The sequence below is a fragment of the Haemophilus parainfluenzae genome (assembly GCF_014931275.1).
GTDB lineage: Bacteria > Pseudomonadota > Gammaproteobacteria > Enterobacterales > Pasteurellaceae > Haemophilus_D.
The window spans coordinates 98,639-121,499 of sequence record NZ_CP063110.1 but is presented as its reverse complement, the minus strand read 5'-3'; the positions used below and the strand labels follow the sequence as shown (position 1 = coordinate 121,499).

General features: G+C 40.0%; 24 protein-coding genes. 16 read left to right on the top strand and 8 right to left on the bottom strand.

All coding sequences use genetic code 11. The features are described from left to right. Positions 1–156 precede the first annotated feature (156 nt). Together INQ00_RS00590 and cgtA are read left to right on the top strand one after the other, a co-directional pair. Complete coding sequence (locus INQ00_RS00590) at positions 157–1,074, top strand: DMT family transporter (protein WP_197546990.1); 918 nt, start codon at positions 157–159, stop codon at positions 1,072–1,074. Positions 1,075–1,101: 27 nt separating this feature from the next. After that, positions 1,102–2,274 (top strand): Obg family GTPase CgtA, encoded by a 1,173-nt coding sequence (gene cgtA / locus INQ00_RS00585; RefSeq protein WP_005697855.1) that lies wholly within the window; start codon positions 1,102–1,104, stop codon positions 2,272–2,274. Between the two features lie 50 nt (positions 2,275–2,324). On the opposite strand, the gene ykgO is transcribed toward cgtA, so the two are convergent. From ykgO to arcA, 4 genes are all read right to left on the bottom strand, one after another. Beyond that, positions 2,325–2,462, bottom strand: coding sequence for a type B 50S ribosomal protein L36 (ykgO, locus tag INQ00_RS00580; protein WP_197546989.1), 138 nt, complete (start codon positions 2,460–2,462; stop codon positions 2,325–2,327). A 9-nt stretch (positions 2,463–2,471) separates the two neighbouring features. Next, positions 2,472–2,738 (bottom strand): type B 50S ribosomal protein L31, encoded by a 267-nt coding sequence (locus INQ00_RS00575; protein WP_005695437.1) that lies wholly within the window; start codon positions 2,736–2,738, stop codon positions 2,472–2,474. Positions 2,739–2,898: 160 nt separating this feature from the next. Beyond that, positions 2,899–3,381: an SsrA-binding protein SmpB gene (gene smpB, locus INQ00_RS00570; protein WP_197546988.1), complete on the bottom strand. Its 483-nt coding sequence runs from the start codon at positions 3,379–3,381 to the stop codon at positions 2,899–2,901. A 112-nt stretch (positions 3,382–3,493) separates the two neighbouring features. Then, positions 3,494–4,207, bottom strand: coding sequence for a two-component system response regulator ArcA (gene arcA, locus INQ00_RS00565; RefSeq protein ID WP_049374344.1), 714 nt, complete (start codon positions 4,205–4,207; stop codon positions 3,494–3,496). A gap of 179 nt (positions 4,208–4,386) precedes the next feature. Between arcA and INQ00_RS00560 the strand changes: the two genes are divergently transcribed. From INQ00_RS00560 to INQ00_RS00515, 10 genes are all read left to right on the top strand, one after another. Further along, positions 4,387–6,153 carry a protein-disulfide reductase DsbD gene (locus INQ00_RS00560; RefSeq protein WP_197547480.1) on the top strand — a complete coding sequence of 589 codons (1,767 nt, stop codon included), beginning with the start codon at positions 4,387–4,389 and terminating at the stop codon, positions 6,151–6,153. A 110-nt stretch (positions 6,154–6,263) separates the two neighbouring features. Beyond that, positions 6,264–6,662 (top strand): DoxX family protein, encoded by a 399-nt coding sequence (locus INQ00_RS00555; RefSeq protein ID WP_049357642.1) that lies wholly within the window; start codon positions 6,264–6,266, stop codon positions 6,660–6,662. A 181-nt stretch (positions 6,663–6,843) separates the two neighbouring features. Then, positions 6,844–8,442: a bifunctional phosphoribosylaminoimidazolecarboxamide formyltransferase/IMP cyclohydrolase gene (purH, locus tag INQ00_RS00550; RefSeq protein ID WP_197546987.1), complete on the top strand. Its 1,599-nt coding sequence runs from the start codon at positions 6,844–6,846 to the stop codon at positions 8,440–8,442. A gap of 193 nt (positions 8,443–8,635) precedes the next feature. Further along, positions 8,636–9,925, top strand: coding sequence for a phosphoribosylamine--glycine ligase (gene purD / locus INQ00_RS00545; protein ID WP_197546986.1), 1,290 nt, complete (start codon positions 8,636–8,638; stop codon positions 9,923–9,925). A gap of 24 nt (positions 9,926–9,949) precedes the next feature. Continuing rightward, the gene (locus tag INQ00_RS00540; protein ID WP_197546985.1) at positions 9,950–11,173 is read left to right on the top strand and encodes a DUF711 family protein; all 1,224 of its coding nucleotides are present in this window, start codon (positions 9,950–9,952) and stop codon (positions 11,171–11,173) included. 63 nt (positions 11,174–11,236) lie between these two features. Further along, a complete protein-coding gene (locus INQ00_RS00535) occupies positions 11,237–11,782 on the top strand; it encodes a hypothetical protein (protein WP_197546984.1) in 546 nt (181 codons plus the stop codon). Between the two features lie 97 nt (positions 11,783–11,879). Beyond that, on the top strand, positions 11,880–12,449 hold the full coding sequence (locus INQ00_RS00530) for a hypothetical protein (protein ID WP_197546983.1): 570 nt from the start codon (positions 11,880–11,882) through the stop codon (positions 12,447–12,449). A gap of 115 nt (positions 12,450–12,564) precedes the next feature. Then, complete coding sequence (gene glyA, locus INQ00_RS00525; protein ID WP_054419842.1) at positions 12,565–13,830, top strand: serine hydroxymethyltransferase; 1,266 nt, start codon at positions 12,565–12,567, stop codon at positions 13,828–13,830. 356 nt (positions 13,831–14,186) lie between these two features. After that, on the top strand, positions 14,187–15,896 hold the full coding sequence (locus tag INQ00_RS00520) for a tetratricopeptide repeat protein (protein ID WP_197546982.1): 1,710 nt from the start codon (positions 14,187–14,189) through the stop codon (positions 15,894–15,896). A 112-nt stretch (positions 15,897–16,008) separates the two neighbouring features. Further along, on the top strand, positions 16,009–16,284 hold the full coding sequence (locus INQ00_RS00515; RefSeq protein WP_197546981.1) for a DUF1294 domain-containing protein: 276 nt from the start codon (positions 16,009–16,011) through the stop codon (positions 16,282–16,284). Between the two features lie 74 nt (positions 16,285–16,358). On the opposite strand, the gene dsbB is transcribed toward INQ00_RS00515, so the two are convergent. Both dsbB and nhaB read right to left on the bottom strand, forming a co-directional pair. After that, the gene (gene dsbB / locus INQ00_RS00510) at positions 16,359–16,892 is read right to left on the bottom strand and encodes a disulfide bond formation protein DsbB (protein ID WP_197546980.1); all 534 of its coding nucleotides are present in this window, start codon (positions 16,890–16,892) and stop codon (positions 16,359–16,361) included. A 19-nt stretch (positions 16,893–16,911) separates the two neighbouring features. Further along, positions 16,912–18,450 (bottom strand): Na(+)/H(+) antiporter NhaB, encoded by a 1,539-nt coding sequence (gene nhaB, locus INQ00_RS00505; RefSeq protein ID WP_197546979.1) that lies wholly within the window; start codon positions 18,448–18,450, stop codon positions 16,912–16,914. 133 nt (positions 18,451–18,583) lie between these two features. Here nhaB and fadR point away from each other — a divergent pair, with 133 nt between their 5' ends. Genes fadR through ruvX form a run of 4 tightly spaced genes read left to right on the top strand, consistent with a single transcriptional unit; the run spans position 18,584 to position 21,084 of the window. Then, positions 18,584–19,312 carry a fatty acid metabolism transcriptional regulator FadR gene (gene fadR, locus INQ00_RS00500; protein WP_197546978.1) on the top strand — a complete coding sequence of 243 codons (729 nt, stop codon included), beginning with the start codon at positions 18,584–18,586 and terminating at the stop codon, positions 19,310–19,312. 58 nt (positions 19,313–19,370) lie between these two features. Continuing rightward, positions 19,371–20,105, top strand: coding sequence for a 16S rRNA (uracil(1498)-N(3))-methyltransferase (gene rsmE, locus INQ00_RS00495; RefSeq protein WP_049384563.1), 735 nt, complete (start codon positions 19,371–19,373; stop codon positions 20,103–20,105). Continuing rightward, positions 20,105–20,665, top strand: a complete 561-nt coding sequence (locus INQ00_RS00490) for a YqgE/AlgH family protein (protein WP_197546977.1) — start codon at positions 20,105–20,107, stop codon at positions 20,663–20,665. The genes rsmE and INQ00_RS00490 overlap by 1 nt, the downstream gene beginning before the upstream one ends. After that, positions 20,665–21,084: a Holliday junction resolvase RuvX gene (gene ruvX / locus INQ00_RS00485; RefSeq protein WP_197546976.1), complete on the top strand. Its 420-nt coding sequence runs from the start codon at positions 20,665–20,667 to the stop codon at positions 21,082–21,084. The genes INQ00_RS00490 and ruvX overlap by 1 nt, the downstream gene beginning before the upstream one ends. Before the next feature lie 48 nt (positions 21,085–21,132). Here ruvX and pgeF read toward each other — a convergent pair whose 3' ends face one another. Together pgeF and rluD are read right to left on the bottom strand one after the other, a co-directional pair. Next, entirely contained in the window at positions 21,133–21,870 is a 738-nt protein-coding gene (gene pgeF / locus INQ00_RS00480; protein ID WP_197546975.1) for a peptidoglycan editing factor PgeF, read from the bottom strand. 1 nt (position 21,871) lies between these two features. After that, the gene (gene rluD, locus INQ00_RS00475) at positions 21,872–22,846 is read right to left on the bottom strand and encodes a 23S rRNA pseudouridine(1911/1915/1917) synthase RluD (protein ID WP_065243051.1); all 975 of its coding nucleotides are present in this window, start codon (positions 22,844–22,846) and stop codon (positions 21,872–21,874) included. Positions 22,847–22,861 lie beyond the last annotated feature (15 nt).

Genomic DNA, 22,861 nt, shown 5'->3' with positions numbered 1-22,861 from the left:
TTATCTGTGGGGCGTTTTCTTTGTTTTCTTACCTGTGATTTACAATCATTAATCAAATCTGTTATCTTGGCACTATCATTCATTCTCTTTAATATTTCTTAGAATGAAATTTACCTGAATTCCTAACTGTGCTTTAGCCAAATAAAGGAAGACATCATGAAACAACAACCTCTTTTAGGATTTCTATTTGCTTTAATTACAGCGATGGCATGGGGATCTTTACCTATTGCGTTAAAACAGGTTTTATCCGTGATGACGCCACAAACGATCGTGTGGTATCGCTTTATTGTGGCATTTCTAGCGCTCTTTATTTTGCTTGCCTATAAGAAAAAATTGCCACAATTTTTGAAAGGTGGTCAATTTATTTGGTTGGTAGTAATTGGTGTCATAGGGTTGTCAGGTAACTTCTTCTTATTTAATAGCTCACTTAAGTTTATCGATCCTTCTTCGGCTCAAATTTTTATTCACTTTTCCTCTTTTGGCATGTTGATTTGTGGTCTTTTTGTCTTTAAAGAAAAGCTCGGATTACACCAAAAAATAGGTTTAGTCTTATTACTTGTAGGATTAGTGCTTTTCTTCAATGATAAGCTAGATGGGTTTCAAGGGGAAAGCCGCTATTTAACGGGCGTATTATTAAGTCTGGCAGGCTCGTTAATTTGGGTTGCTTATGGTATGGCACAGAAATTAATGCTTCGCCGTTTTAGTTCACCACAAATTTTATTAATGATTTATTTCGGTTGTCTTTTGGTATTTACGCCTATTGCTGAATTTTCCCAAGTGAGAGAGCTCAGTCCGTTAGCATTTGGTTGTTTGGCTTATTGTTGCTTAAATACCTTATTTGGTTATGGCGCTTATGCTGAAGCCCTTAATCGTTGGGAGGTATCTAAAGTAAGCGTTGTGATTACTTTAGTACCACTATTTACCATTTTCTTTGCTCATCTTGCGCATTATGCGAGCCCTGATAATTTTGCCGCGCCAGAATTAAATATGATTAGCTATATCGGGGCGTTTGTTGTAGTATGCGGAGCAATTTTGTCGGCAATCGGACATAAGTTATTACCGCAATCAAAGTAAAGTGCGGTTAAATATTGGAGAGTTTTTATGAAATTTATTGATGAAGCCCTGATTCGTGTGGAAGCAGGGGATGGTGGAAACGGTTGTGTAAGTTTCCGCCGTGAAAAATTTATCCCCAAAGGCGGCCCAGATGGCGGTGATGGCGGTGATGGCGGTGATGTTTATTTGGTTGCAGACGAAAACTTAAATACCTTGATCGATTATCGTTTTACGAAACGTTTTGCTGCAGAACGCGGTGAGAATGGTCACAGTTCAGATTGTACCGGTCGTCGCGGTAAAGACATTACGTTACGTGTGCCGGTGGGAACGCGTGCAATTGATAATGACACCAAAGAAGTACTTGGCGATTTAACAAAGCATGGCGCCAAAATGTTAGTGGCGAAAGGTGGTTATCATGGTTTAGGGAACACACGTTTCAAATCTTCAGTGAACCGTGCGCCTCGCCAAAAAACCATGGGGACACCAGGTGAAAAACGCGATTTATTATTAGAATTAATGCTTCTTGCGGACGTCGGGATGTTAGGTTTACCGAATGCGGGTAAATCCACCTTTATTCGCGCCGTTTCAGCTGCAAAACCAAAAGTTGCTGATTATCCATTTACCACTTTAGTGCCAAGTTTAGGCGTAGTGAAAGTGGATGAGAGTCATAGCTTTGTAGTAGCAGATATTCCTGGATTGATTGAAGGTGCATCGGATGGTGCGGGTTTGGGTATTCGTTTCTTAAAGCACTTAGAACGTTGTCGTGTGTTAATTCATTTAGTGGATATTAACCCAATTGATGAATCCGATCCTGCTGATAATATTGCGATCATCGAGTCAGAATTATTCCAATATAGTGAAAAATTGGCAGATAAACCGCGTTGGTTAGTCTTCAATAAAATTGATACGATGACAGAAGAAGAGGCGCATGAACGTGCACAAGAGATTACTGAACGTCTTGGTTGGGAAGAAGGGTATCACCTTATTTCTGCCGCAACCGGTAAAAATGTGCCACCACTTTGTCGTGATATTATGGATTTCATTGAAGCAAATCCACGTGATGCGGAAGTAGAAGAAAATAAACCAGAAGAAGTGAAATTCAAATGGGAAGACTACCATCAAGAACAGCTCGCTGAACATCAATTTGATGATGAAGATGACGACTGGGATGATTGGGATGAAGAAGATGAAGAAGGCGTTGAGTTTATTTATAAACCTTAATGCCTAAATGAAAAAAAGAGCGGAAATTTGACCGCTCTTTTTTATTGGGGTTAACCTTTCTTTTTCCCACCTTGACGCGCTTTAAAGCGAGGGTTGGTTTTCGAAATGACATAAACGATACCGTGGCGACGAACAATTTTGCAGCCAGGACGGTTTTTTGCGCTTTTGAGTGAAGATAATACTTTCATTGAACATTCCTATTTTGATTTAAATGCGCCAAATTTACCGTAGCGGTTTGCAAATTCACTTGCACGACCTTCGTTACCAATTTGACGAGTTTTACCAGTATAAAATGGGTGAGAGGCTGATGAGGTATCGCACATAAATACAGGGTATTCATTACCATCTTCCCATTTCATGGTGTTGTTGGTTTTAGCACAAGAACGGATGAGAAAGCCTTGTTTCGCGTTGGAATCGTAAAATAAAACGGTACGATAATTTTCAGGGTGAATGCCTTTTTTCATTAGAGCTCCTTATATAACGAAAAGAATTGGGCGAAGATACTAATTCAAAAGAGAATGATTATCAATATAATTTTATTCATGGCTATGAGAATTTTTTTCATATTGAAAAAAAGAAAAATGCCTTTCGGTTGAGAGGCATTTTGTCAGTTTAGAGGGAGAGTTATCCACGATGTGCGTTTTTCATAATACGCTCTTTCGCTACTTTCCATTCACGCTCTTTAATATCATCACGTTTATCATGTTGTTTTTTACCTTTCGCAAGACCGATTTTGATCTTTGCCCAAGCACCTTTCCAATAAAGAGAAAGGGCAACAATGGTAAAACCATCACGGCTTGATTTACCGAAAAGATTATCCAGTTCACGTTTATTCAATAAAAGCTTACGTGTACGCGTCGGATCGCAAACCACGTGGGTAGAAGCCAAGCTTAATGGTTGAATGGTCGCACCAAATAAATAGGCTTCACCGTTTTTAAAAATGATATAACTGTCGCTGATATTGGCTTTACCTACGCGCATTGATTTTACTTCCCAACCTTGTAATTCAAGGCCGGCTTCAATTTCATCTTCAATAAAATATTCGTGTCGAGCTCGTTTATTTAAGGCAATTGTGTTGGAGCCGACTTTGACTTTTTTCTTGGTCATTGTTATCCGTTGTTCATTAATCGTAAATTGGCGTTGATTTTACCGAATCTCGCCGTGGATAGCAAAAAACAAAAGGCTGATTTGACTCAGCCTTTTATTACTTAATGATCGATTATTCTTCTAATTCACCACAGAAACGATAGCCTTCACCATGCACGGTAGCAATGATTTCTGGGGTATTAGGATGATCTTCAAAATGTTTGCGAATACGACGAATTGTTACATCCACAGTACGATCTTGTGGTTTTAATTCACGTCCTGTCATTTTTAGCAATAATTCTTCACGAGTTTGCAATTTTCCAGGGTTTTCGCAGAAGTGCAACATGGCACGGAATTCACTACGAGGCAGTTTAAATTCAACGCCTTCAGGTGTGATTAAATTGTGGCTATTTAAATCCAGTGTCCACCCATTAAAACGATAGTTCTCACGTTGTAAATGGGTTTCTTTGCCATTTAGTGTCATGGTGCGATGCAATAAATTTCGTGCACGAATGGTGAGTTCTCTTGGGTTAAATGGTTTAGTGAGATAATCATCTGCCCCAATTTCCAAGCCTAAAATTTTATCGACCTCGTTATCTCGTCCCGTGAGGAAGATTAATGGAATTGCAGCTTTCTCACGTAACTCACGCCCTAGTAATAAACCATTTTTACCAGGTAAGTTGATATCTAATACGATGAGATTGACCGTTTCTGAGTTTAACTGACGATACATTTCTGCACCATCTTGTGCTTGTAATACCTCATAGCCCTCAGCTTCAAAAATTCCTTTTAACGTATTACGGGTTACCGCTTCATCTTCCACGATGAGAATTTTTGGGGTAGCCATTCATTGCTCCTTGTTATATTTTGTTATGAGCGTATTCTATAATTGTAACATTGCTGTAACAACAGAAAAGTGCGGTCATTGTTTAAATTACATTTAATTTTATGATCTAAGTCATAAATTATTAACATTCTGCTTATCTATGCTAGAATTTCAGCAGGAACAATAGTTGGAACTTTATGATGAAGCGAATTCTTCTTTTTTTATTTTTTATTTTTACCGCACTTTCCACTCAAGCCGGTCTTTTTGATAAGAAACCGGCTTTCTTACCTGTGGATGAAGCTTTTCAATTTTCAGCTGCGAAAAGCGAGAATCAAGAAAATGTGATCGTTAATTGGTCGATTGCAGAAGGGTATTATCTCTATCAAGAGAAAATTTCCGTGAAGCTCAATCAAGAAGAAAAAGCATCATTTGATGTAGCTACATTTTCTATTTCACCCGAAGATTATAACGATCCTTATTTCGGCTTGATGAAGATTTTCAAAAAGCCCGTGCAAGCTATTTTTAAAGCGAGTCAGCCGCCATTAAAAGCAGAAGATGTGGTTGAAATTGCTTACCAAGGTTGTACTGAGGGCTTTTGTTATCCGCCTGAAGTGAAAGAAATTAAAGTGGCAGATTTGCCTATTGCACAGGTCGCTAATACTGAAAAAACATCGGAAAACTCGACCGCACTTTCAGCACAACCCAAAGCAGAACAAGACCGTTTAGCGGAAAGTTTATTTAACAGCAAATATGCAGTATTTGGTTTCTTCTTGTTAGGATTAGGTTTGGCCTTTACCCCTTGTGTATTGCCAATGCTACCACTGCTTTCAGCGATTGTTATTGGCCAAAATCAGCGTCCTAATATGTGGCGCGCTTTTGCATTAAGCTTTGTGTATGTGCAGGGGATGGCGCTGACTTATACCTTGCTAGGCTTGATTGTCGCCGCAATTGGTTTACCGTTCCAAGTGGCTTTACAACATCCTTATGTGATGATTGGTTTATCAATCATCTTTGTCTTGCTAGCATTGTCGATGTTCGGTGTATTTACCTTACAGCTCCCAAGCTCCTTACAAACCAAACTGTCTTTACTTAGCCAACAGCAAAAAGCCGGCGCTTTGGGTGGCGTGTTCTTAATGGGCATGATTGCGGGACTTGTGGCTTCACCTTGCACATCAGCACCGCTTTCTGGCGCGTTGCTTTATGTGGCGCAGAGTGGTGATTTATTTACTGGTGCGATCACGCTTTATTTGCTCGCATTGGGAATGGGCGTACCACTGATTTTAATCACTTTATTTGGGAATAAAATCCTGCCTAAATCAGGCATGTGGATGGAAACCGTTAAAAAGCTCTTTGGCTTTGTGATGCTCGCATTACCGGTATTCTTAATTTCTCGTATTTTGCCAGATGAATGGACACCAAGATTATGGGCGATGCTCGGTACCGCATTTTTCATCTGGTTTGCTTTCCAAATGCCGAAAAATGGTACAGGTTGGGTATTCCGAATTCTCTTTTTAGTCGCAGCAATGATTAGTGTTAAACCGCTTCAAACTTGGGTTTGGGGCGAAACCTCAACACCAAGTGCGGTCGAAAATAAAGTGGTTTCCCATGTTGAATTTAAGAAAGTGAAAAGCGAAGCTGAATTGCAACAAGCACTGTCAGAAAATAACAAATCACTTGTGATGCTTGATCTTTATGCGGATTGGTGTGTTGCTTGTAAAGAGTTTGAAAAAGAAACATTTAGTGATCCAAGTGTACAAAAAGCCTTTGGTGACATGCTGCTTCTTCAAGTCGATATGACGAAAAACTCCGAAGAAAACCGTGCTTTAATGACAAAATATAAAGTGTTAGGTTTACCGACAATTTTATTCTTTAACCAAGATGGAAAAGAAATTGAAGGCAGTCGTGTTAATGGATTCATGCCAGCTGTTGAATTTTTACAATGGATTGAGAAAATCAGCAAAGCGTAAGATTATTTCCTAATAGTAAAAAGTCTTTTTCGATTCGAGGTATTGTTTGGCTTTGAGTTAATCATTAATATACGCCCCGTTCTCAAATCACTTTTTATTAGGAAAACTTTATGAAAAACTTAGAAAAATACTCTCCGTATGTTTTAGCTTTATTACGTATCGTCGCTGCGTATATGTTTATCTTACACGGCACAGCGAAATTCTGGGAATTCCCAATTTCAATGACGGGCGGTAACGGCGCAGTGGGCGATCCAATGATGATCGTCGGTGGAGTAATCGAGATTGTTGGTTCAATCCTATTAATTTTAGGCTTATTTGTTCGCCCGGCGGCATTTATCCTTTCGGGTCAAATGGCTTATGCGTATTTCTTTATGCACGTTGCAGGTAAAGGGAATTTATTCTTCCCAATCGCGAACGGTGGTGAACTTGCTTTACTTTACTCTCTCGTGTTTTTCTATTTTGTGTTTGCTGGTGCCGGTGCATTTTCTTTAGATAACCGCAAACGCTAATTACATTATTCACACTGTTAGATTGCCCGCATTTTGCGGGCTTTTTTGTTTTCTAAACCTCCTAAATAAGCCGTCGAATCTTGAAGTGCGCTTACCAGGAAAATTTTTTCTACATAAACGCAAACGTTTGCGTTATAATTCCACGCGCTTATTTTTAACCATTTAATTAAAGGAAAATGTAATGACAGATCGTCCAATTCGTCAGGCTTTACTGAGTGTTTCTGATAAAACTGGTATCGTAGAATTTGCTCAAGGCTTGGTACAGCGAGGTGTAAAACTCCTTTCCACAGGCGGTACCGCAAAATTGTTGGAGCAACATGGTTTGCCGGTGACTGAAGTGTCTGATTATACGGGGTTCCCAGAAATGATGGACGGTCGTGTGAAAACCTTGCATCCAAAAGTACATGGCGGGATTCTTGGTCGTCGTGGTATAGATGATTCCATCATGCAGCAACATGGCATTGAAGGCATTGATATGGTTGTCGTGAATTTATATCCGTTTGCAGCCACTGTGGCTAAACCAGATTGTACTTTGGCTGATGCGGTAGAAAATATCGATATCGGTGGACCAACCATGGTGCGTTCTGCAGCGAAAAATCATAAAGATGTGGCGATTGTGGTAAATAATGGTGATTTCAATGCAATTCTTGCAGAGATGGATAAACATCAAAACAGCCTAACGCTTGAAACCCGTTTTGATCTTGCGATTAAAGCATTTGAACATACTGCGCAATATGACTCCATGATTGCCAACTACTTTGGACAAATGGTGAAACCATATCATGTAGCAGAGGAAGAAGATGCGAATGCGAAGTGCGGTCAATTCCCACGGACTTTAAACCTTAACTTCGTGCGTAAACAAACCATGCGTTACGGCGAAAACGCCCATCAAAATGCGGCTTTCTATGTTGATTTGAATGTGAAAGAGGCGAGCGTGGCTACGGCTAATCAACTCCAAGGTAAAGCCTTGTCTTACAATAATATTGCAGACACCGATGCAGCACTTGAATGCGTGAAAGAATTTGATGAGCCAGCTTGTGTGATCGTTAAACATGCCAATCCATGCGGTGTAGCTTTAGGTAAAGATATTTTAGACGCCTATAATCGCGCTTACCAAACTGATCCAACTTCTGCATTTGGCGGCATTATTGCGTTCAACCGTGAATTAGACGAAAAAACCGCGAATGAAATTGTGGAGCGCCAATTCGTTGAAGTGATTATTGCGCCGAAAGTTTCTGCTGAAGCGCAAGAAGTCGTGAAACGTAAGAAAAATGTTCGTTTGCTTGAATGTGGTGAATGGACGTCACGTTCCGAACGTTTAGATTTCAAACGCGTGAACGGAGGCTTGTTAGTACAAGATGCCGATTTAGGCATGGTTGGTTTGGATGATTTAAAAGTGGTGAGTAAACGTCAGCCAACTGAACAAGAATTAAAAGACTTATTATTCTGCTGGAAAGTGGCGAAATTTGTGAAATCGAATGCCATTGTTTACGCCAAAGACAATCAAACTATCGGCATTGGTGCAGGCCAAATGAGCCGCGTGTATTCTGCTAAGATTGCGGGTATTAAGGCGCAGGACGAAGGCTTAACCGTAGCTGGTTGTGTAATGGCATCTGATGCGTTCTTCCCATTCCGTGACGGTATTGATGCTGCAGCAAAAGTAGGGATTCAATGTGTGATCCATCCAGGTGGTTCAATGCGCGATCAAGAAGTCATCGATGCAGCAGATGAACATAATATGGTGATGGTATTGACTGGAATGCGTCATTTTAGACATTAATTTATGTCGTAACTTCGCTCAATGAGCGAATTACTTTTTTACTTATTCCTCCCCCCTCTTTCGTAAAGAGGGGGGCAGGGGGGAGATTTAAACGATGCTAAATATACTATGAGGTTGAAATAACTTCTGCCAAATCTCCCCTCCCCCTCTTTGCTAAAGAGGGGGTTAAATTCAAAAAGATACAAGGAGCATTATGAACATCCTCATCATCGGAAATGGCGGTCGTGAACACGCCTTGGCTTGGAAAGCTGCACAATCTCCATTAGCGGACAAAGTTTTCGTCGCACCGGGCAATGCGGGGACAGCATTAGAACACAAAGTAGAAAACGTGAATATTGCTGCAACAGATATCCCTGCTTTAGTGAAATTTGCTCAAGATAAACAAATTGGATTAACCATTGTTGGCCCTGAAGCTCCGTTAGTGATTGGGGTAGTCGATGCATTTCGGGCGGCCGGATTGAAAATTTTTGGCCCAACTCAAGCGGCTGCGCAATTGGAAGGTTCAAAGGCATTCACCAAAGATTTCCTCGCTCGTCATAAAATTCCAACGGCAGAATATCAAAACTTTACCGAAGTTGAGCCTGCGTTAGCGTACTTGCGTGAGAAAGGCGCGCCAATTGTCGTTAAAGCAGATGGTTTAGCGGCGGGCAAAGGCGTAATCGTTGCAATGACATTGCAGGAAGCGGAAGAGGCTGTGCGTGATATGCTTTCTGGTAATGCTTTTGGCGAAGCGGGTAGTCGAGTGGTGATTGAAGAGTTTCTAGATGGCGAAGAAGCTAGTTTTATCGTCATGGTAGATGGTAAAAACGTCGAACCTATGGCGACTAGTCAAGATCATAAACGCGTGGGCGAAAATGATACAGGCTTAAATACTGGCGGTATGGGCGCGTATTCGCCTGCGCCAGTGGTGACACCAGAAATTCATGATCGCATTATGCGTGAAGTGATTTATCCAACAGTCAATGGCATGGCAGCGGAAGGCAATGTTTACACAGGTTTTCTATATGCCGGATTAATGATCATGCCGAATGGTCAGCCGAAAGTAATTGAATTTAATTGCCGTTTTGGCGATCCAGAAACTCAGCCAATTATGCTTCGTTTAGAATCCGATCTGGTAGGATTTTGTCTGAAAGCTTGTGATGGTAAATTGGACGAAGTGAAATCCCAATGGAATCCAAAATCTTCCTTAGGGATTGTTTTGGCGGCTGAAGGCTATCCAGGCGATTATCGTAAGGGCGATGAAATCACCGGTTTGCCTCAAAGTGCGGTCGAAAATGAGAAAGTTTTCTTAGCGGGCGTTGCAGAACAAGAAGGCAAGTTAGTCACGAACGGCGGTCGCGTGCTTTGTGTTACTGCATTAGGCGAAAGCGTATTTGAAGCACAACAAAAAGCCTTAAAACTCGCTGAGCAAATTCAATGGTCTGGACGTTTTTATCGTCGAGATATTGGCTATCGTGCTGTTGAACGTGAACAGCAAAAATAACGACATTAAATGTTAAGGTATCGAATGGATTATAAAAATAAGGAATTATGTCATCTTCGCACAATCAGTTTTTTTCTAACGTTACATAAAGATAAAACGCAATGGGAAGATGCACTTTATTCGGTGAAACGTGATGTGGATTTGTTATTACCTGCTGTACAGAAAGCAGGTTATACCTTACAATCGATTCGAGTGATTACCAATCCCTTTGGTGAATATTTGGATTTAACCAATTTGCAGACAGCAAAAGCAGATTTGCAGTATTTAACGGAATTATTGAATAAATTTAATGAAAGTGGAATCCGTCTTCGATTTGCAATAGGCGCGGCGAGAAATAAAGAGGAAATTGCTTTATTACCAGAGTTAATCGCCGCTTATGGCGACTTGTGTAATGCTTGTGTCAATGTGCCATTAGATGAAAATGGCGTGTTAGATAATGAACTTATTGAGCAATCTGTTTATGCGGTACAACGAATTGCAAATATCACACCACGTGGCGAAGGCAATTTTAACTTTACTGTGAATTTTAACTGCAAGCCATTTATCCCTTATTTCCCCGCCGGTTATCATCTAAGTCATTTGCCAAACAGTTTTGTCATTGGTTTAGAAACACCCGATTTATTAGTTGAAGTATTAAAATCTGTGCCAAAATCGCCTCATAATCAATTTTATGCTGATTGCTATCAAGCTATGTCGCAAGCCCTGCAATATCATGTAGATCAAGTATTAGAGGTGTTAAGTGCGGTCAAATTGTCGGGTGAATTTGAATTTGCAGGCATTGATAGTTCGGCGGCACCATCTAAAAATTGTTCATCCATGACAAAAATCTATGAATTAATGGGATTGCCCTATTTTGGTGCAGCTGGTTCAGTCGAGGTTTCTGCTTTACTGACAAAAGTGTTTAAATCAATCCAACACGTGCCATTGGTTGGGTTTTCTGGATTGATGTTGGCGGTGACAGAAGATTTAGGTTTAGCCGAAGGTACACAAAAACACTATTTTGATATCCGTGCTTTACTGACTTATAGTGCAGTATGTGGTATCGGTTTAGACACAGTCCCAGTGGCGGGAGATGTCAAGGCAGAAAGCATTGCCGCTATTATGCGCGATACAGGAACAATGGCATTTCGCTTAAATAAACCACTAACTGTACGCTTATTCCCAATTCCGAATAAGGTTGCAGGTGAAATATCAGAATTTGAAAGTGATGATTTATGTAACTGCCGCCTTTTACACATTCCTGATTAGACGAAAATTTCCCTATTTTGTTGTGAACAACGTTATCCCTACTATCAATAAAAGGAGTATCTCATGAGAAAATTAATATTAGGTAGCCTTGCTGCTGCATTATTAACAGGTTGCTCGGGGGCTTCAAATGTCTCACAAAGTTCAACATTAGATGGCGAGTGGATTTGTCATACTATCCCGACACAAGATAAACAAACTTACGAGCGCTTAGATCACTTTGTCTTAAAGCCAGATGGAACAGGCGCCTTGCGAGGCATTTCCTACATTGAATTGGATAAAGAGACGACTATTCGTTATTTAACAAAAGGCAAGGTGAAATGGCAGAACCAAAATAATGTCTTGAGTTTTGATTTTGTTAATCGCGCGATGGTGCCTGCGCACAGTAACAATGTGGCGAAAGCTATCAAGCAAGATAAGAAATTACAAAAACAAGAAAAAGAGCAATTGGCTGCGTTTTATAGCAAATCAGGCGATCACGTGAATATGCCAATTGAACTTAAACAGAATGGCAATCAACTTATTTTAGATAAGGATTTTGCGACTTGCCGACGAGTCACAGAGAATGACAAAGATATTCAGTTATTGAATCAGTGGTTTGTGAAGAAATAAATGCAATTATTTTAAGCTTGATAAAAAAACAAGCGCGATTTTAACCTCACTTTATTTTTGTAAGTGCGGAAATCAACTTAATAAAAGGAGTATTACTATGAGAAAATTAGTATTAGGTAGTCTTGTCGCTGTATTGCTATCGGGATGTGCAACAGCGCATCAGCAAACTGAACAGGAAAAAGCATTGGTGGGTGATTGGATTTGTCATGTGAAACCAGCCGCCAAGGCACCTTTGCCAGTTGAGCATTTTGATTATGTCACTTATCGAGCGGATCAAACTGTGCTTCTACGCGGTATTTCACAGATTGATACAAAAGAAGGTTGGATGCGTTATTTATTGCAAGCCAAAGCCAAATGGCAGGCAAGTGATGGTAAATTGAGTTATGACTTTACCGATCGTCTATTTAAAACTGCCCATTCACCGCAAGTTGCGAAAATCATAGAGCAAGTTCCAGAGTTTAAAGACTATGAGAAGGAATTTGTTTCACCTTGCGATCGTTGTGGTGATCATTTGGATATGAAGATTAAAATGAAAAGTCCAACAAGGATGACAAATTTTAATACTTATACGAAAGAAACCAGCCAATGCCGTAAACTTAGTGCGGGCGAGAAAACAAAAGAAGTTAAATTAATTGAAAAATTAGTGAAAGAAAAAGGCTCGATTTAGATAAATGAATGTTTTTCATTGTAATAATGAAAAATATGGTCGAAATTTTTGGTTAAGTTTTTGCCTGGAAACAGGTAAACTATACACAAATAATTCAAACAACGAGGAAAACACAATGTTTAAAAAAAGTATGAACATCGCTGATTACGATCCGGTTCTATGGCAAGCCATTCAGGACGAAAATCGTCGTCAAGAAGAGCATATCGAGCTTATCGCATCTGAAAACTATGCGAGTCCACGCGTAATGGAAGCGCAAGGTTCTCAGTTTACCAACAAATATGCAGAAGGCTATCCAGGTAAACGTTACTACGGCGGTTGTGAGTACGCAGACATTGTGGAGCAGTTGGCGATTGATCGCGCGAAAGAGTTATTTGGTGCGGATTATGTGAACGTACAACCACACTCAGGTTCACAAGCAAATGCGGCAGTATATGGTGCATTAATCAATGCGGGCGATACCATTTTAGGGATGGATTTAGCACACGGTGGTCACTTAACCCATGGGGCAAAAGTGAGTTTCTCCGGTAAAATCTATAATTCTGTACTTTATGGTATCACTGCTGATGGTTTAATCGACTATGAAGATGTGCGTCAAAAAGCGTTAGAACATAAACCAAAAATGATCGTGGCTGGTTTCTCTGCTTATTCTCAAGTGGTAGATTGGAAAAAAATGCGCGAAATTGCGGATGAAGTGGGCGCGTATTTATTTGTTGATATGGCTCATGTTGCGGGCTTAATCGCAGCAGGTTTATATCCAAACCCATTACCATACGCACATGTTGTAACAACGACTACCCATAAAACTTTAGGTGGTCCACGTGGTGGTTTAATCCTTTCTTCTTGTGGTGATGAAGAGCTTTATAAACGCTTACAATCTTCAGTTTTCCCTGCAAACCAAGGTGGTCCATTGGTTCACATTATTGCGGCGAAAGCGGTATGTTTCAAAGAAGCATTAGAGCCTGCTTATAAAGAATACCAAGCAAACGTGATTAAAAATGCGAAAGCAATGGTAGAAGTGTTTAAACAACGTGGTTATGACGTGGTTTCAAATGGCACAGAAAACCATTTATTCTTAGTCAGTTTCATCAAACAAGGCTTAACAGGTAAAGCAGCAGATGCAGCACTAGGTAAAGCGAATATCACCGTTAATAAAAACTCCGTACCAAATGATCCACAAAAACCATTTGTGACCTCTGGTATTCGTGTTGGTACACCAGCTGTGACTCGTCGAGGCTTTAACGAGCAAGACTGTCGTGAACTAGCCGGTTGGATGTGTGATGTATTAGATGCATTAGGCAAAGAAAACGAAGAGCAAGTGATTGCAGCAACCAAAGAAAAAGTATTGGCAATCTGCAAACGTCTTCCTGTTTACGCAAGCTAATTTTTAATCATTGTTAAAAGAAACGGTAACATCAGTAAAGGATGTTGCCGTTTTTTATTTCAATTTTTCTATTCTCCACTGAGAGATGGAGAGCTAATCGCTTGATATTATAGTAACTATTTTTCTGAGCAATTGAATAGTTGAATAAAATACTATATTATTTGGTAGCTCAACTAAACGATAAATATATTAATTCTTCAGCCTAAAGAGCCTGGGTAAAAACCAGCCTCCATTATGCTTACTTAAATTGCCACGATAGTGGTTTAACGGTGCTGAGCCTATTATCCAATTTAGTTGAAAATCTGACCGCACTTTTGTACTCAACTGAAATACATTTATCTCTCCAAAGGAAATCCATGCTTAAAACATTATTTAATTTATTTCGAAAAACTGATAAAAACAGCCTTGAAACATTACAGCAACGTGTAGAACAAGGGGATGCTGAGGCAATGTATCAGTTAGGACGTTTTTATCATATTGGAGAGGTGGTAGAAGCTGATTACGATAAAGCGATGACGTTATATCACCGCGCGAATGCATTGGGTTATCCATTGGCGGCAAGTAATATTGGCGCACTTTATGATGATATGGGGGAGCCTGAAAAATCAGTGGAATGGTTTGAGCAAGGCATTCGTCAGGGCGATAAACGAGCGACAATCAATTTGGGACGATTCTATCTTTTAGGCATTGGCGTGGAGCAAGACACATTTAAAGGCATGCAAATGCTAGAGAAATATGACAATAATGGGCTTGCTTCATACCTCTTAGCACAGGTATATGATGGCGTTATAGGATATGACGTTCCAATTAATTATCCTAAAGCATTGGAATATTACTTGTTTGCTGAGAAGAATAAACAAGATTTAACCAATGAAGATTTAATGACGCTTTATAATAACCTTGGGATACTCTACAACGCTCACGAGGATATTCCAACCAATTATGTTGAAGCGCAAAAATACCTAACCAAAGCTGCTGAAATGGGGTTTCCTAATGCAATGTATGGTTTAGCAAATTTACACGATTTTAAAGGGGATAAAAAGCAAGCCTTCAAATGGTATTTAAAAGCTGCTGAAAATGGCTTAATTGATGCCTATTACTATGTTGGTAATGCTTATAAAAGAGGTGAGGGGGTTCAACAAGATAGCCAGAAAGCCTTGAAATGGTTAGAGCTAGCAGCAGAATACCAAATGAGGGATGCGGCTTGGGAATTGGCTGAGATTTACCAGGAAGGGCTAGGTAATGTGCCACAAAATTTAGAAAAAGCTCAAGAGTTTTATCTACTTGCAAAAGAATCAGGAGAGAATGTCGAACGTTCAGTGCAACAGCTGCAAAGTCGTCTTGCTGTGCGTGATGATTTTGATGCATTACTTGAACGAGCGAAAGAAGGCAATCTTGAGGCGCAAAAGGATTTAGCGATGGCTTACGTTCGAGGTGATGAAATTGAACAGAATTATGAAGAAGCCTTTAAATGGTATAAAGCTGCCGCCGAACAAGGCGATGCAGATGCACAAAATAGCCTTTATAACCGCTATGCAAAAGGCGAAGGAGTTGAACAAAATAGCGAAGAAGCGATGAAATGGCTACATCGTAGTGCCGATCAAGGTCATGGGCTAGCTTATTATAATTTAGGGTTTGAATATAGTTCAGGTGTTTTAGTCAAAAAAAATGAACTAGAAGCGATCAAATGGTATAAAAAAGCAGTAAAAAAAGACGTCACAGAAGCTTATTATCAACTCGGATTTCTTTATACTTATGGCGATACTATTAAAAAAGATTACAAGTCTGCATGGGAATGTTATGAATTGGCGGGCGGAAGCTGGAACGGTGAAGCACAAAATGAATTAGGTATCCTTCACTTTAATGGGCTAGGAGTACCAAAAGATGATGCAAAAGCCTTTCTCTATTTCCAACTTGCTGCTGAAAACGGCAGTCCTGAGGGAATGTATAATTTAGGTGCGATGTATGACAATGGCTTTGGGACAAAACGCAACCGCAAATTCGCTACTCAATGGTTTAAAAAATCCTGTGAAGCTGGATATGAAAAAGCATGCGAGATGCTATAAAAATAGAGCTTACTTTATGTTTATCCGTACAAAAGGATGGGCGTAATACATGGTCAATGTGTTAGAATTAACTATTCTTTTTATTGTTTTTTGATCTTCTAGTTTACGCATAATGCTGATTCAGCTTTTATTTGTAATGTTAGCGGCGGTAAATATCGCCGCTTATTTTTTAATGTGGAAAGATAAAGTCCGCGCGGTTCGTCACGGCTGGCGAATTTCTGAAAATACCTTCTTCCTATTAAGTCTTCTTGGTGGTTTTATTGGTGTTTATTGCGGGATGAAGCGCTTTCGCCATAAAACCAAACATTTCAGTTTCAAATTTGTTGTTATTCTCAGTGCCTTTATTTGGCTAGTCTTAATGCCTTACTGGTATTTCTTTCTTGAATAATATTGAGTACAGAATGACTTTCAGTAATAAAAAAGCCTAGAGAATATCTCTAGGCTTTTTAGCGTGTAGTTAGATTATTTAAAAATGAGGCGTCTTCTTCTGCTTTTCTTCACTTGTGAAATAGTAATTAATCCCAATACAAGGACATAAACAGCAAAAATAAACACGAGCCATTGCACCATAGTAATACCGAAGAGTGACCATTGACTTTCATTACAGCTACCTGTCGGATTGAAGACTGCGGGTAGCCATTTATGGAATGGTAAAGTTTCCGGAAAGTTAGGTATAAATTCACATTGTTTCCACGGTGCAGGGTTCATTTGTAAATCAAGGTGACGGATAGATATCATTAATCCTTTAATTGCACTAAATAAACCCACAATAAGAGCAAGAATGCGGATAATAAGCGAACTTGGGGCTAAGGCGCCGATAAGACCAGCGACGAATAAACCCACAACAGCTAAACGTTCATAAACACAAAGTACGCAAGGTTGTAAACCCATGCCGTATTGAAAATAAAGTGCGGTCGATTCTAAGGCAAAAGCGGTAAATGCCAAAAAGATCCACGCTGAACGTTTAAGGGATAATTGCTTAAAAAAGTCGAGCATTCTTTCTCCTTATGCTTCACTAAATAGGAAGAATTAAGCCAAGTTTCGCAAGCAAAATTGTCATATCTGGTAAGATAAATTCGATAGCAAGGAAACCCACCACAGTTAATACGATGGTGTAAGGCAATGCCATATAGACCATTCTACCATAGGAAAGTTTAATTAACGGTGCAAGAGACGATGTTAGTAAGAACAAGAATGCAGCTTGACCGTTTGGCGTTGCTACAGAAGGTAAGTTTGTACCTGTATTGATTGCGACCGCAAGTAATTCAAATTGGTGTGGTGCAATTGACCCAGCTGTAAGCGCATTTTTTGCTTCATTGATGTAAACCGTTGCAACGAATACGTTATCAGAAATTGCAGAAAGTAAACCGTTGAAACCATAGAATAAGGCTAACTGAGTTTTCTCTTCTGCACTTAATACGAAGTGGATAATTGGACCAAAGAGTTTTTGATCAATAATTACCGCAACGATAGAGAAGAATACCACTAATAACGCAGTGAAAGGTAAGCTTTCTTGGAATGATTTACCAATAGCGTGCTCATCGGTTACACCAGTAAAGGTAGTCGCAAGAATAATCACACTTAAACCGATTAGACCAACAGCGGCTAAGTGGAACGCTAGACCTAAGATTAACCAAATCGCGATAAGACCTTGAACAGAAAGACGTACTTTATCTTGTTTAGACATTTTTTGTGTATTTTCACGATCTAAATCAGCCAAGATTTTCCATACTTCTTCTGGTAATTTTTCGCCATAGCCAAATACTTTAAATTTTTCCACTAAAACACAAGTGAGTAATCCACAGATAAATACCGGGATGGTTACTGGCGCCATACGGAAGAAGAACTCAATGAAGTTCCATTTTGCTTGTTCTGCAATAATCAGGTTTTGTGGTTCACCCACCATGGTCATTACACCACCTAGTGCTGTCCCCACACCTGCATGCATCATTAAGCTACGTAAGAAAGAGCGGAATTTTTCGAGAGTTTCGTGATTTTTAATTTTGTTATCATCAGAAATATCAACTGCATCTTGTAGTGTTTTACCGGATGCGACTTTGTGATAAACCCCATAGAAACCCATAGCTACGCTGATAATTACTGCAACAACAGTAAGTGCATCTAAGAAAGCTGAAAGAAATGCAGCACTAAAACAGAACGCGACAGAAAGTACGATTTTAGAACGGATACGGACTAATAATTTGGTGAACACATAAAGCAAAAGTTGCTTCATAAAGTAAATACCGGCCACCATAAAGATTAAAAGTAAAACGACTTCAAAGTTTGCCATGATCTCGGCTTTAACGTGCTCTGCATTCGTCATACCAATAGCAATAGCTTCAACGGCTAATAAACCACCCGGTTGAAGAGGATAGCATTTTAATGCCATTGCTAGGGTGAAAATAAACTCAGCCACGAGTACCCAACCCGCCACAAATGGGCTTACCCAAAAGAATAAAATTGGGTTAATTACCAAGAAGGCAATAATAGTTAATTTATACCAATCAGGGCTCGAGCCCAGAAAGTTTTTCATAAAAGCTTGTGTGTAAGTCATATTGAACTCCGTTTTTTATAGTCCTATCATTGTAATATATACTGCTTTAAAGGATAATAGACCAGTTAAAGATTTATTCAATAAATCACATTTTTTTGATCTTTTTAGACTTTTTTATATTTATTTCATACTCATGCAAACAGATAATACCCTTTTACGGGCTCAAAGCCCAGCTGCGCTTGCCGAAGAATATATTGTTAGAAGTATTTGGGATGATGTATTTCCCGCCGGCACCAATCTTCCTTCTGAGCGTGATTTAGCTGATAAAATCGGCGTAACACGCACCACATTACGTGAAGTATTACAGCGTTTGGCTCGTGATGGCTGGCTTACCATTCAACACGGCAAGCCGACAAAAGTCAATGATATTTGGGATACAGCTGGTCCAAGCATCATTGAAACCTTAATTACCTTAGATCGCCAAAGTGCGCCGTTAATTATTGAAAATATGTTGTCATTGCGTAGTCGCATGTCAGAATCTTATATTTATGAGGCAGTAAAAAATTCACCTAAAGCTTCTGCAGCCTTGTTCAAAGGGATGGATGCTTTAGAGAATACCGCTGAAAGCTACATGGAATTTGACTATGCCTTATTTCGTCAGTTTACCGTAATGGCTAATAAACCTTTCTATCGTTTAATTTTCAATAGCTTACGTGGGGTTTATCATAAAATTGGTTTGCTATTCTTTAGTAACGAAAAACATCGCCAAGTGACACATGATTTTTATGTAGAATTGCGTGATATTTGTGAAAAAGGTCAATCTGATTTAGTGGTGGAATGTATTCGTAAACACAAACAAGTTACCTCCGCCTACTGGCGAGCCATTTTAGAAAGTTTGCCAAAAGATTTAGCAACAGAATAATATTAAAAGTGCGGTTGAAAATGACCGCACTTTTTCCTTATATCAAAGACTCAATATTATGCGTATTCCAAGAATTTATCATCCAGAATCCCTTAAAAATCAATCTACTTGCCAACTTTCAGAGGATGCGGCTAATCATGTAGGGCGTGTACTTCGCATGACTGAAGGTGAGCAAATTGAATTATTTGATGGTAGTAATCATATTTATCCAGCAAAAATTATTGAAGCGAGCAAAAAAGCCGTTAAAGTGGAAATTCTTGGTTGTGAATTGAGTGATAAGGAGTCGAATTTATCGATTCATTTAGGGCAGGTTATTTCACGCGGCGATCGAATGGAATTTACTATTCAAAAATCTGTGGAATTGGGCGTGAATGTGATTACACCATTATGGTCAGAACGCTGTGGCGTGAAGTTGGATGGTGAACGTATGGATAAGAAAATCCAGCAATGGCAAAAAATTGCTATTGCAGCTTGTGAACAATGTGGCCGTAACGTTGTGCCAGAAATTCGTCCATTAATGAAATTACAAGATTGGTGTGCAGAAAATGATGGCGCGTTGAAATTGAATTTACATCCAAGAGCCCAATATTCAATTAAAACCTTGCCTTCTATTCCAAAAGAAGGTGTTCGTTTGCTTATTGGTTCAGAAGGCGGTTTATCACCTCAAGAAATTGCTCAAACTGAACAACAAGGATTTACTGAAATTTTATTAGGAAAGCGTGTGTTACGTACAGAAACAGCCTCTTTAGCGGCGATTAGTGCGTTGCAAATTTGTTTTGGAGATTTGGGATAATGATGGATTTACAAGGGCAATTTTTAATTGCGATGCCACAGTTGGAGGATTATTTCCAAAATACCGTGGTGTATATGTGTGAGCATAATGAGCAAGGTTCGATGGGTTTAGTGATTAATCAACCCACCGATTTAAGCATTGCTGAGTTGTATTCAAAAATGAATTTTATGATGAAAAATGACCGCACTTTTAGCAATGAACTTGTACTTGCGGGTGGCCCAGTACATTCTGAGCGTGGTTTTATTCTGCATAAGAAAACCGCGAAAGAATTTGAGCACAGTTATAAAATTACCGATGAGATGTATCTCACCACTTCGGCAGATATTGTGGAAACCTTTGGTTCAGAGGGTGCACCCGAAAAATATCTTGTTGCGCTCGGTTGTGCAAGTTGGACAGCAGGACAGTTAGAACAAGAGATTGCAGATAATGCCTGGTTAGTGGCACCAGCTTCAGACACTATTTTATTTGAAACGATTTATGAAGATCGTTATCCTGCCGCGAATCAATTATTAGGGATTAATCCTCATAATTTTGTCTTTTCACAAGTGGGGCACAGTTAATGGCCATCACAGCAATCGCGTTTGATTTTGGCACAAAAAGCATTGGTTGTGCAGTCGGGCAAAGTATCACGGATACGGCGCAAGCCTTACCTGCATTTAAAGCGCAAGATGGCATTCCAAACTGGGATGCTATTGAAAAATGCTTAAAAGACTGGAAGCCTGATGTTATTGTGGTGGGATTGCCTTTAAATATGGATGGTACCGAGCAAGATTTAACACTTCGTGCGAAAAAATTTGCCAACCGCTTAAATGGTCGTTTCGGTATCAAAGTAGAACTGCAAGATGAGCGCTTAACGACGGTTTCTGCGCGAGATGAAATTTTCCAACGTGGCGGTTATCGTGCTCTCAATAAAGGCAAAGTAGATGGGATTTCTGCTTGCTTGATTTTAGAAAGTTGGTTTGAAAACTATTCAGAATAAGCCAAAAATAAACCGCACTTTAAGGTGCGGTTTGTTGTATTGATAGGTTTATTTTTTTATCCAAATCAGACTCGCCATTCTTCCTGTTTTGCCATCTCGACGATAGGAAAAGAAGGTCTCTTTTTCATTGAATGTGCAATGTTCCCCACCGTAAATTTGGGTAATCCCTAATTTGTTGAGGCGTTGAGTAGCAATTTGATAAAGATTGCCGAGGTATTTTCCGGATTCATTCGGATCGGGTCGAAAAGCCGTTTCTGCAATCGGGTCAAAAGCCATAAATTGTTCAATCACTTCTTTGCCTACTTGGAACGCATTAGGTCCGATAGCAGGCCCAAACCACGCAATAATCTCTTCGGGGGCAGATTGGAAACATTTCATCGTTTCTTCTAACACTCCATCACAGAGTCCACGCCAGCCCGCATGTGCCGCCGCTATTTCAGTCCCTTGCTTATTGGTGAATAAAACCGGTAAGCAATCAGCTGTCATCACCAAACATACTTGGTTAGGTTGATTGGTGTAAACCGCATCAGCCTCTAAATTATTACCCTCATAAGGCACCGTAATTACACGAGTGCTGTGCGTTTGAGTTAAAAACAACGGGAAATGTGGCAGATTAAATTTTTCGACCAATAAAGTGCGGTTAGTTTTGACCGCACTTTTATCATCTTCGACATGATCACCCAAATTGAAACTATCGAAAGGCGGCAGGCTTACGCCACCTTCTCTCGTAGTTGTAAACGCTTGGATATGTGGTGGAACATTCCAGTTTGGAACAATGGCTTTCATCTTAATAATCCAATTCGTCTTTATGTTCGAGGTAATCCGCTTTTAAGGCATGCAGTAATTCGACAAAGTCATCTGGCAATGGGGCATACCATTCCATCATTTCACCTGTAATTGGGTGAGCTAAACGCAACATAACCGCATGTAAGGCTTGGCGTTTAAAATTACGCAGAACCTCATTGAAGGCTTCGCTTGCATTTTTAGGTGGGCGAGGACGACCTCCGTAAGTTTGATCACCTAATAATGGATGCGCAATATGTGCCATGTGCACACGAATTTGGTGAGTTCGACCGGTTTCTAAACGTAAGCGTAAACGCGTGTAATTACGGAAATTTTCCATAATGCGGTAGTGCGTCACAGCGGGTTTACCCATTGGGTGAACCGCCATCAATGTGCGTTTTGTCGCGTGGCGAGCCATTGGTTGGTCTACGGTTCCACCTTTGGTCATAATGCCACTGGCGACGGCTTCGTATTCACGAGTGATCTTGCGTTTTTGCAAGTCACGCACGAGTTTCGTTTGTGCAGGAATCGTTTTAGCAACAACCATGAGACCCGTTGTGTCTTTATCTAAACGATGCACAATTCCTGCGCGCGGTACTTCGGCAATAGGTGGATAGTGATAGAGTAGTGCATTAAGTACCGTGCCATCCGGATTGCCTGCACCAGGGTGGACGACGAGATCTTTAGGTTTGTTAATCACGATAATATCGTCATCTTCATAAACGATATTGAGTGGAATATTTTGTGGCTCAAAACGGTTTTCATCTTCCACTTCTACCGAAATCTCAATTTGCTCTCCGCCATAAACTTTTGCACGTGGAATATCGGCAATTTCACCGTTCATTTTTACCTGTTTTGCTTCAATCCAGGTTTTTAAACGCGAACGGGAATATTCTGGGAACAACTCTGCGAGGGTTTGGTCTAAACGCTGTCCCATTTGTTCGGGCTGAATTTCAGCCGTTAAGGTCATTTGTGGCATAAAAAATCCATCTAA

What these genes read in the sequence shown, in the direction of transcription:
- INQ00_RS00590 (WP_197546990.1), top strand. Translation starts at nt 157, where the DNA reads ATGAAACAACAACCTCTTTTAGGATTTCTATTTGCTTTAATTACAGCG.
- cgtA (WP_005697855.1), top strand. Translation starts at nt 1,102, where the DNA reads ATGAAATTTATTGATGAAGCCCTGATTCGTGTGGAAGCAGGGGATGGT.
- ykgO (WP_197546989.1), bottom strand. Translation starts at nt 2,462, where the DNA reads ATGAAAGTATTATCTTCACTCAAAAGCGCAAAAAACCGTCCTGGCTGC.
- INQ00_RS00575 (WP_005695437.1), bottom strand. Translation starts at nt 2,738, where the DNA reads ATGAAAAAAGGCATTCACCCTGAAAATTATCGTACCGTTTTATTTTAC.
- smpB (WP_197546988.1), bottom strand. Translation starts at nt 3,381, where the DNA reads ATGACCAAGAAAAAAGTCAAAGTCGGCTCCAACACAATTGCCTTAAAT.
- arcA (WP_049374344.1), bottom strand. Translation starts at nt 4,207, where the DNA reads ATGGCTACCCCAAAAATTCTCATCGTGGAAGATGAAGCGGTAACCCGT.
- INQ00_RS00560 (WP_197547480.1), top strand. Translation starts at nt 4,387, where the DNA reads ATGAAGCGAATTCTTCTTTTTTTATTTTTTATTTTTACCGCACTTTCC.
- INQ00_RS00555 (WP_049357642.1), top strand. Translation starts at nt 6,264, where the DNA reads ATGAAAAACTTAGAAAAATACTCTCCGTATGTTTTAGCTTTATTACGT.
- purH (WP_197546987.1), top strand. Translation starts at nt 6,844, where the DNA reads ATGACAGATCGTCCAATTCGTCAGGCTTTACTGAGTGTTTCTGATAAA.
- purD (WP_197546986.1), top strand. Translation starts at nt 8,636, where the DNA reads ATGAACATCCTCATCATCGGAAATGGCGGTCGTGAACACGCCTTGGCT.
- INQ00_RS00540 (WP_197546985.1), top strand. Translation starts at nt 9,950, where the DNA reads ATGGATTATAAAAATAAGGAATTATGTCATCTTCGCACAATCAGTTTT.
- INQ00_RS00535 (WP_197546984.1), top strand. Translation starts at nt 11,237, where the DNA reads ATGAGAAAATTAATATTAGGTAGCCTTGCTGCTGCATTATTAACAGGT.
- INQ00_RS00530 (WP_197546983.1), top strand. Translation starts at nt 11,880, where the DNA reads ATGAGAAAATTAGTATTAGGTAGTCTTGTCGCTGTATTGCTATCGGGA.
- glyA (WP_054419842.1), top strand. Translation starts at nt 12,565, where the DNA reads ATGTTTAAAAAAAGTATGAACATCGCTGATTACGATCCGGTTCTATGG.
- INQ00_RS00520 (WP_197546982.1), top strand. Translation starts at nt 14,187, where the DNA reads ATGCTTAAAACATTATTTAATTTATTTCGAAAAACTGATAAAAACAGC.
- INQ00_RS00515 (WP_197546981.1), top strand. Translation starts at nt 16,009, where the DNA reads ATGCTGATTCAGCTTTTATTTGTAATGTTAGCGGCGGTAAATATCGCC.
- dsbB (WP_197546980.1), bottom strand. Translation starts at nt 16,892, where the DNA reads ATGCTCGACTTTTTTAAGCAATTATCCCTTAAACGTTCAGCGTGGATC.
- nhaB (WP_197546979.1), bottom strand. Translation starts at nt 18,450, where the DNA reads ATGACTTACACACAAGCTTTTATGAAAAACTTTCTGGGCTCGAGCCCT.
- fadR (WP_197546978.1), top strand. Translation starts at nt 18,584, where the DNA reads ATGCAAACAGATAATACCCTTTTACGGGCTCAAAGCCCAGCTGCGCTT.
- rsmE (WP_049384563.1), top strand. Translation starts at nt 19,371, where the DNA reads ATGCGTATTCCAAGAATTTATCATCCAGAATCCCTTAAAAATCAATCT.
- INQ00_RS00490 (WP_197546977.1), top strand. Translation starts at nt 20,105, where the DNA reads ATGATGGATTTACAAGGGCAATTTTTAATTGCGATGCCACAGTTGGAG.
- ruvX (WP_197546976.1), top strand. Translation starts at nt 20,665, where the DNA reads ATGGCCATCACAGCAATCGCGTTTGATTTTGGCACAAAAAGCATTGGT.
- pgeF (WP_197546975.1), bottom strand. Translation starts at nt 21,870, where the DNA reads ATGAAAGCCATTGTTCCAAACTGGAATGTTCCACCACATATCCAAGCG.
- rluD (WP_065243051.1), bottom strand. Translation starts at nt 22,846, where the DNA reads ATGCCACAAATGACCTTAACGGCTGAAATTCAGCCCGAACAAATGGGA.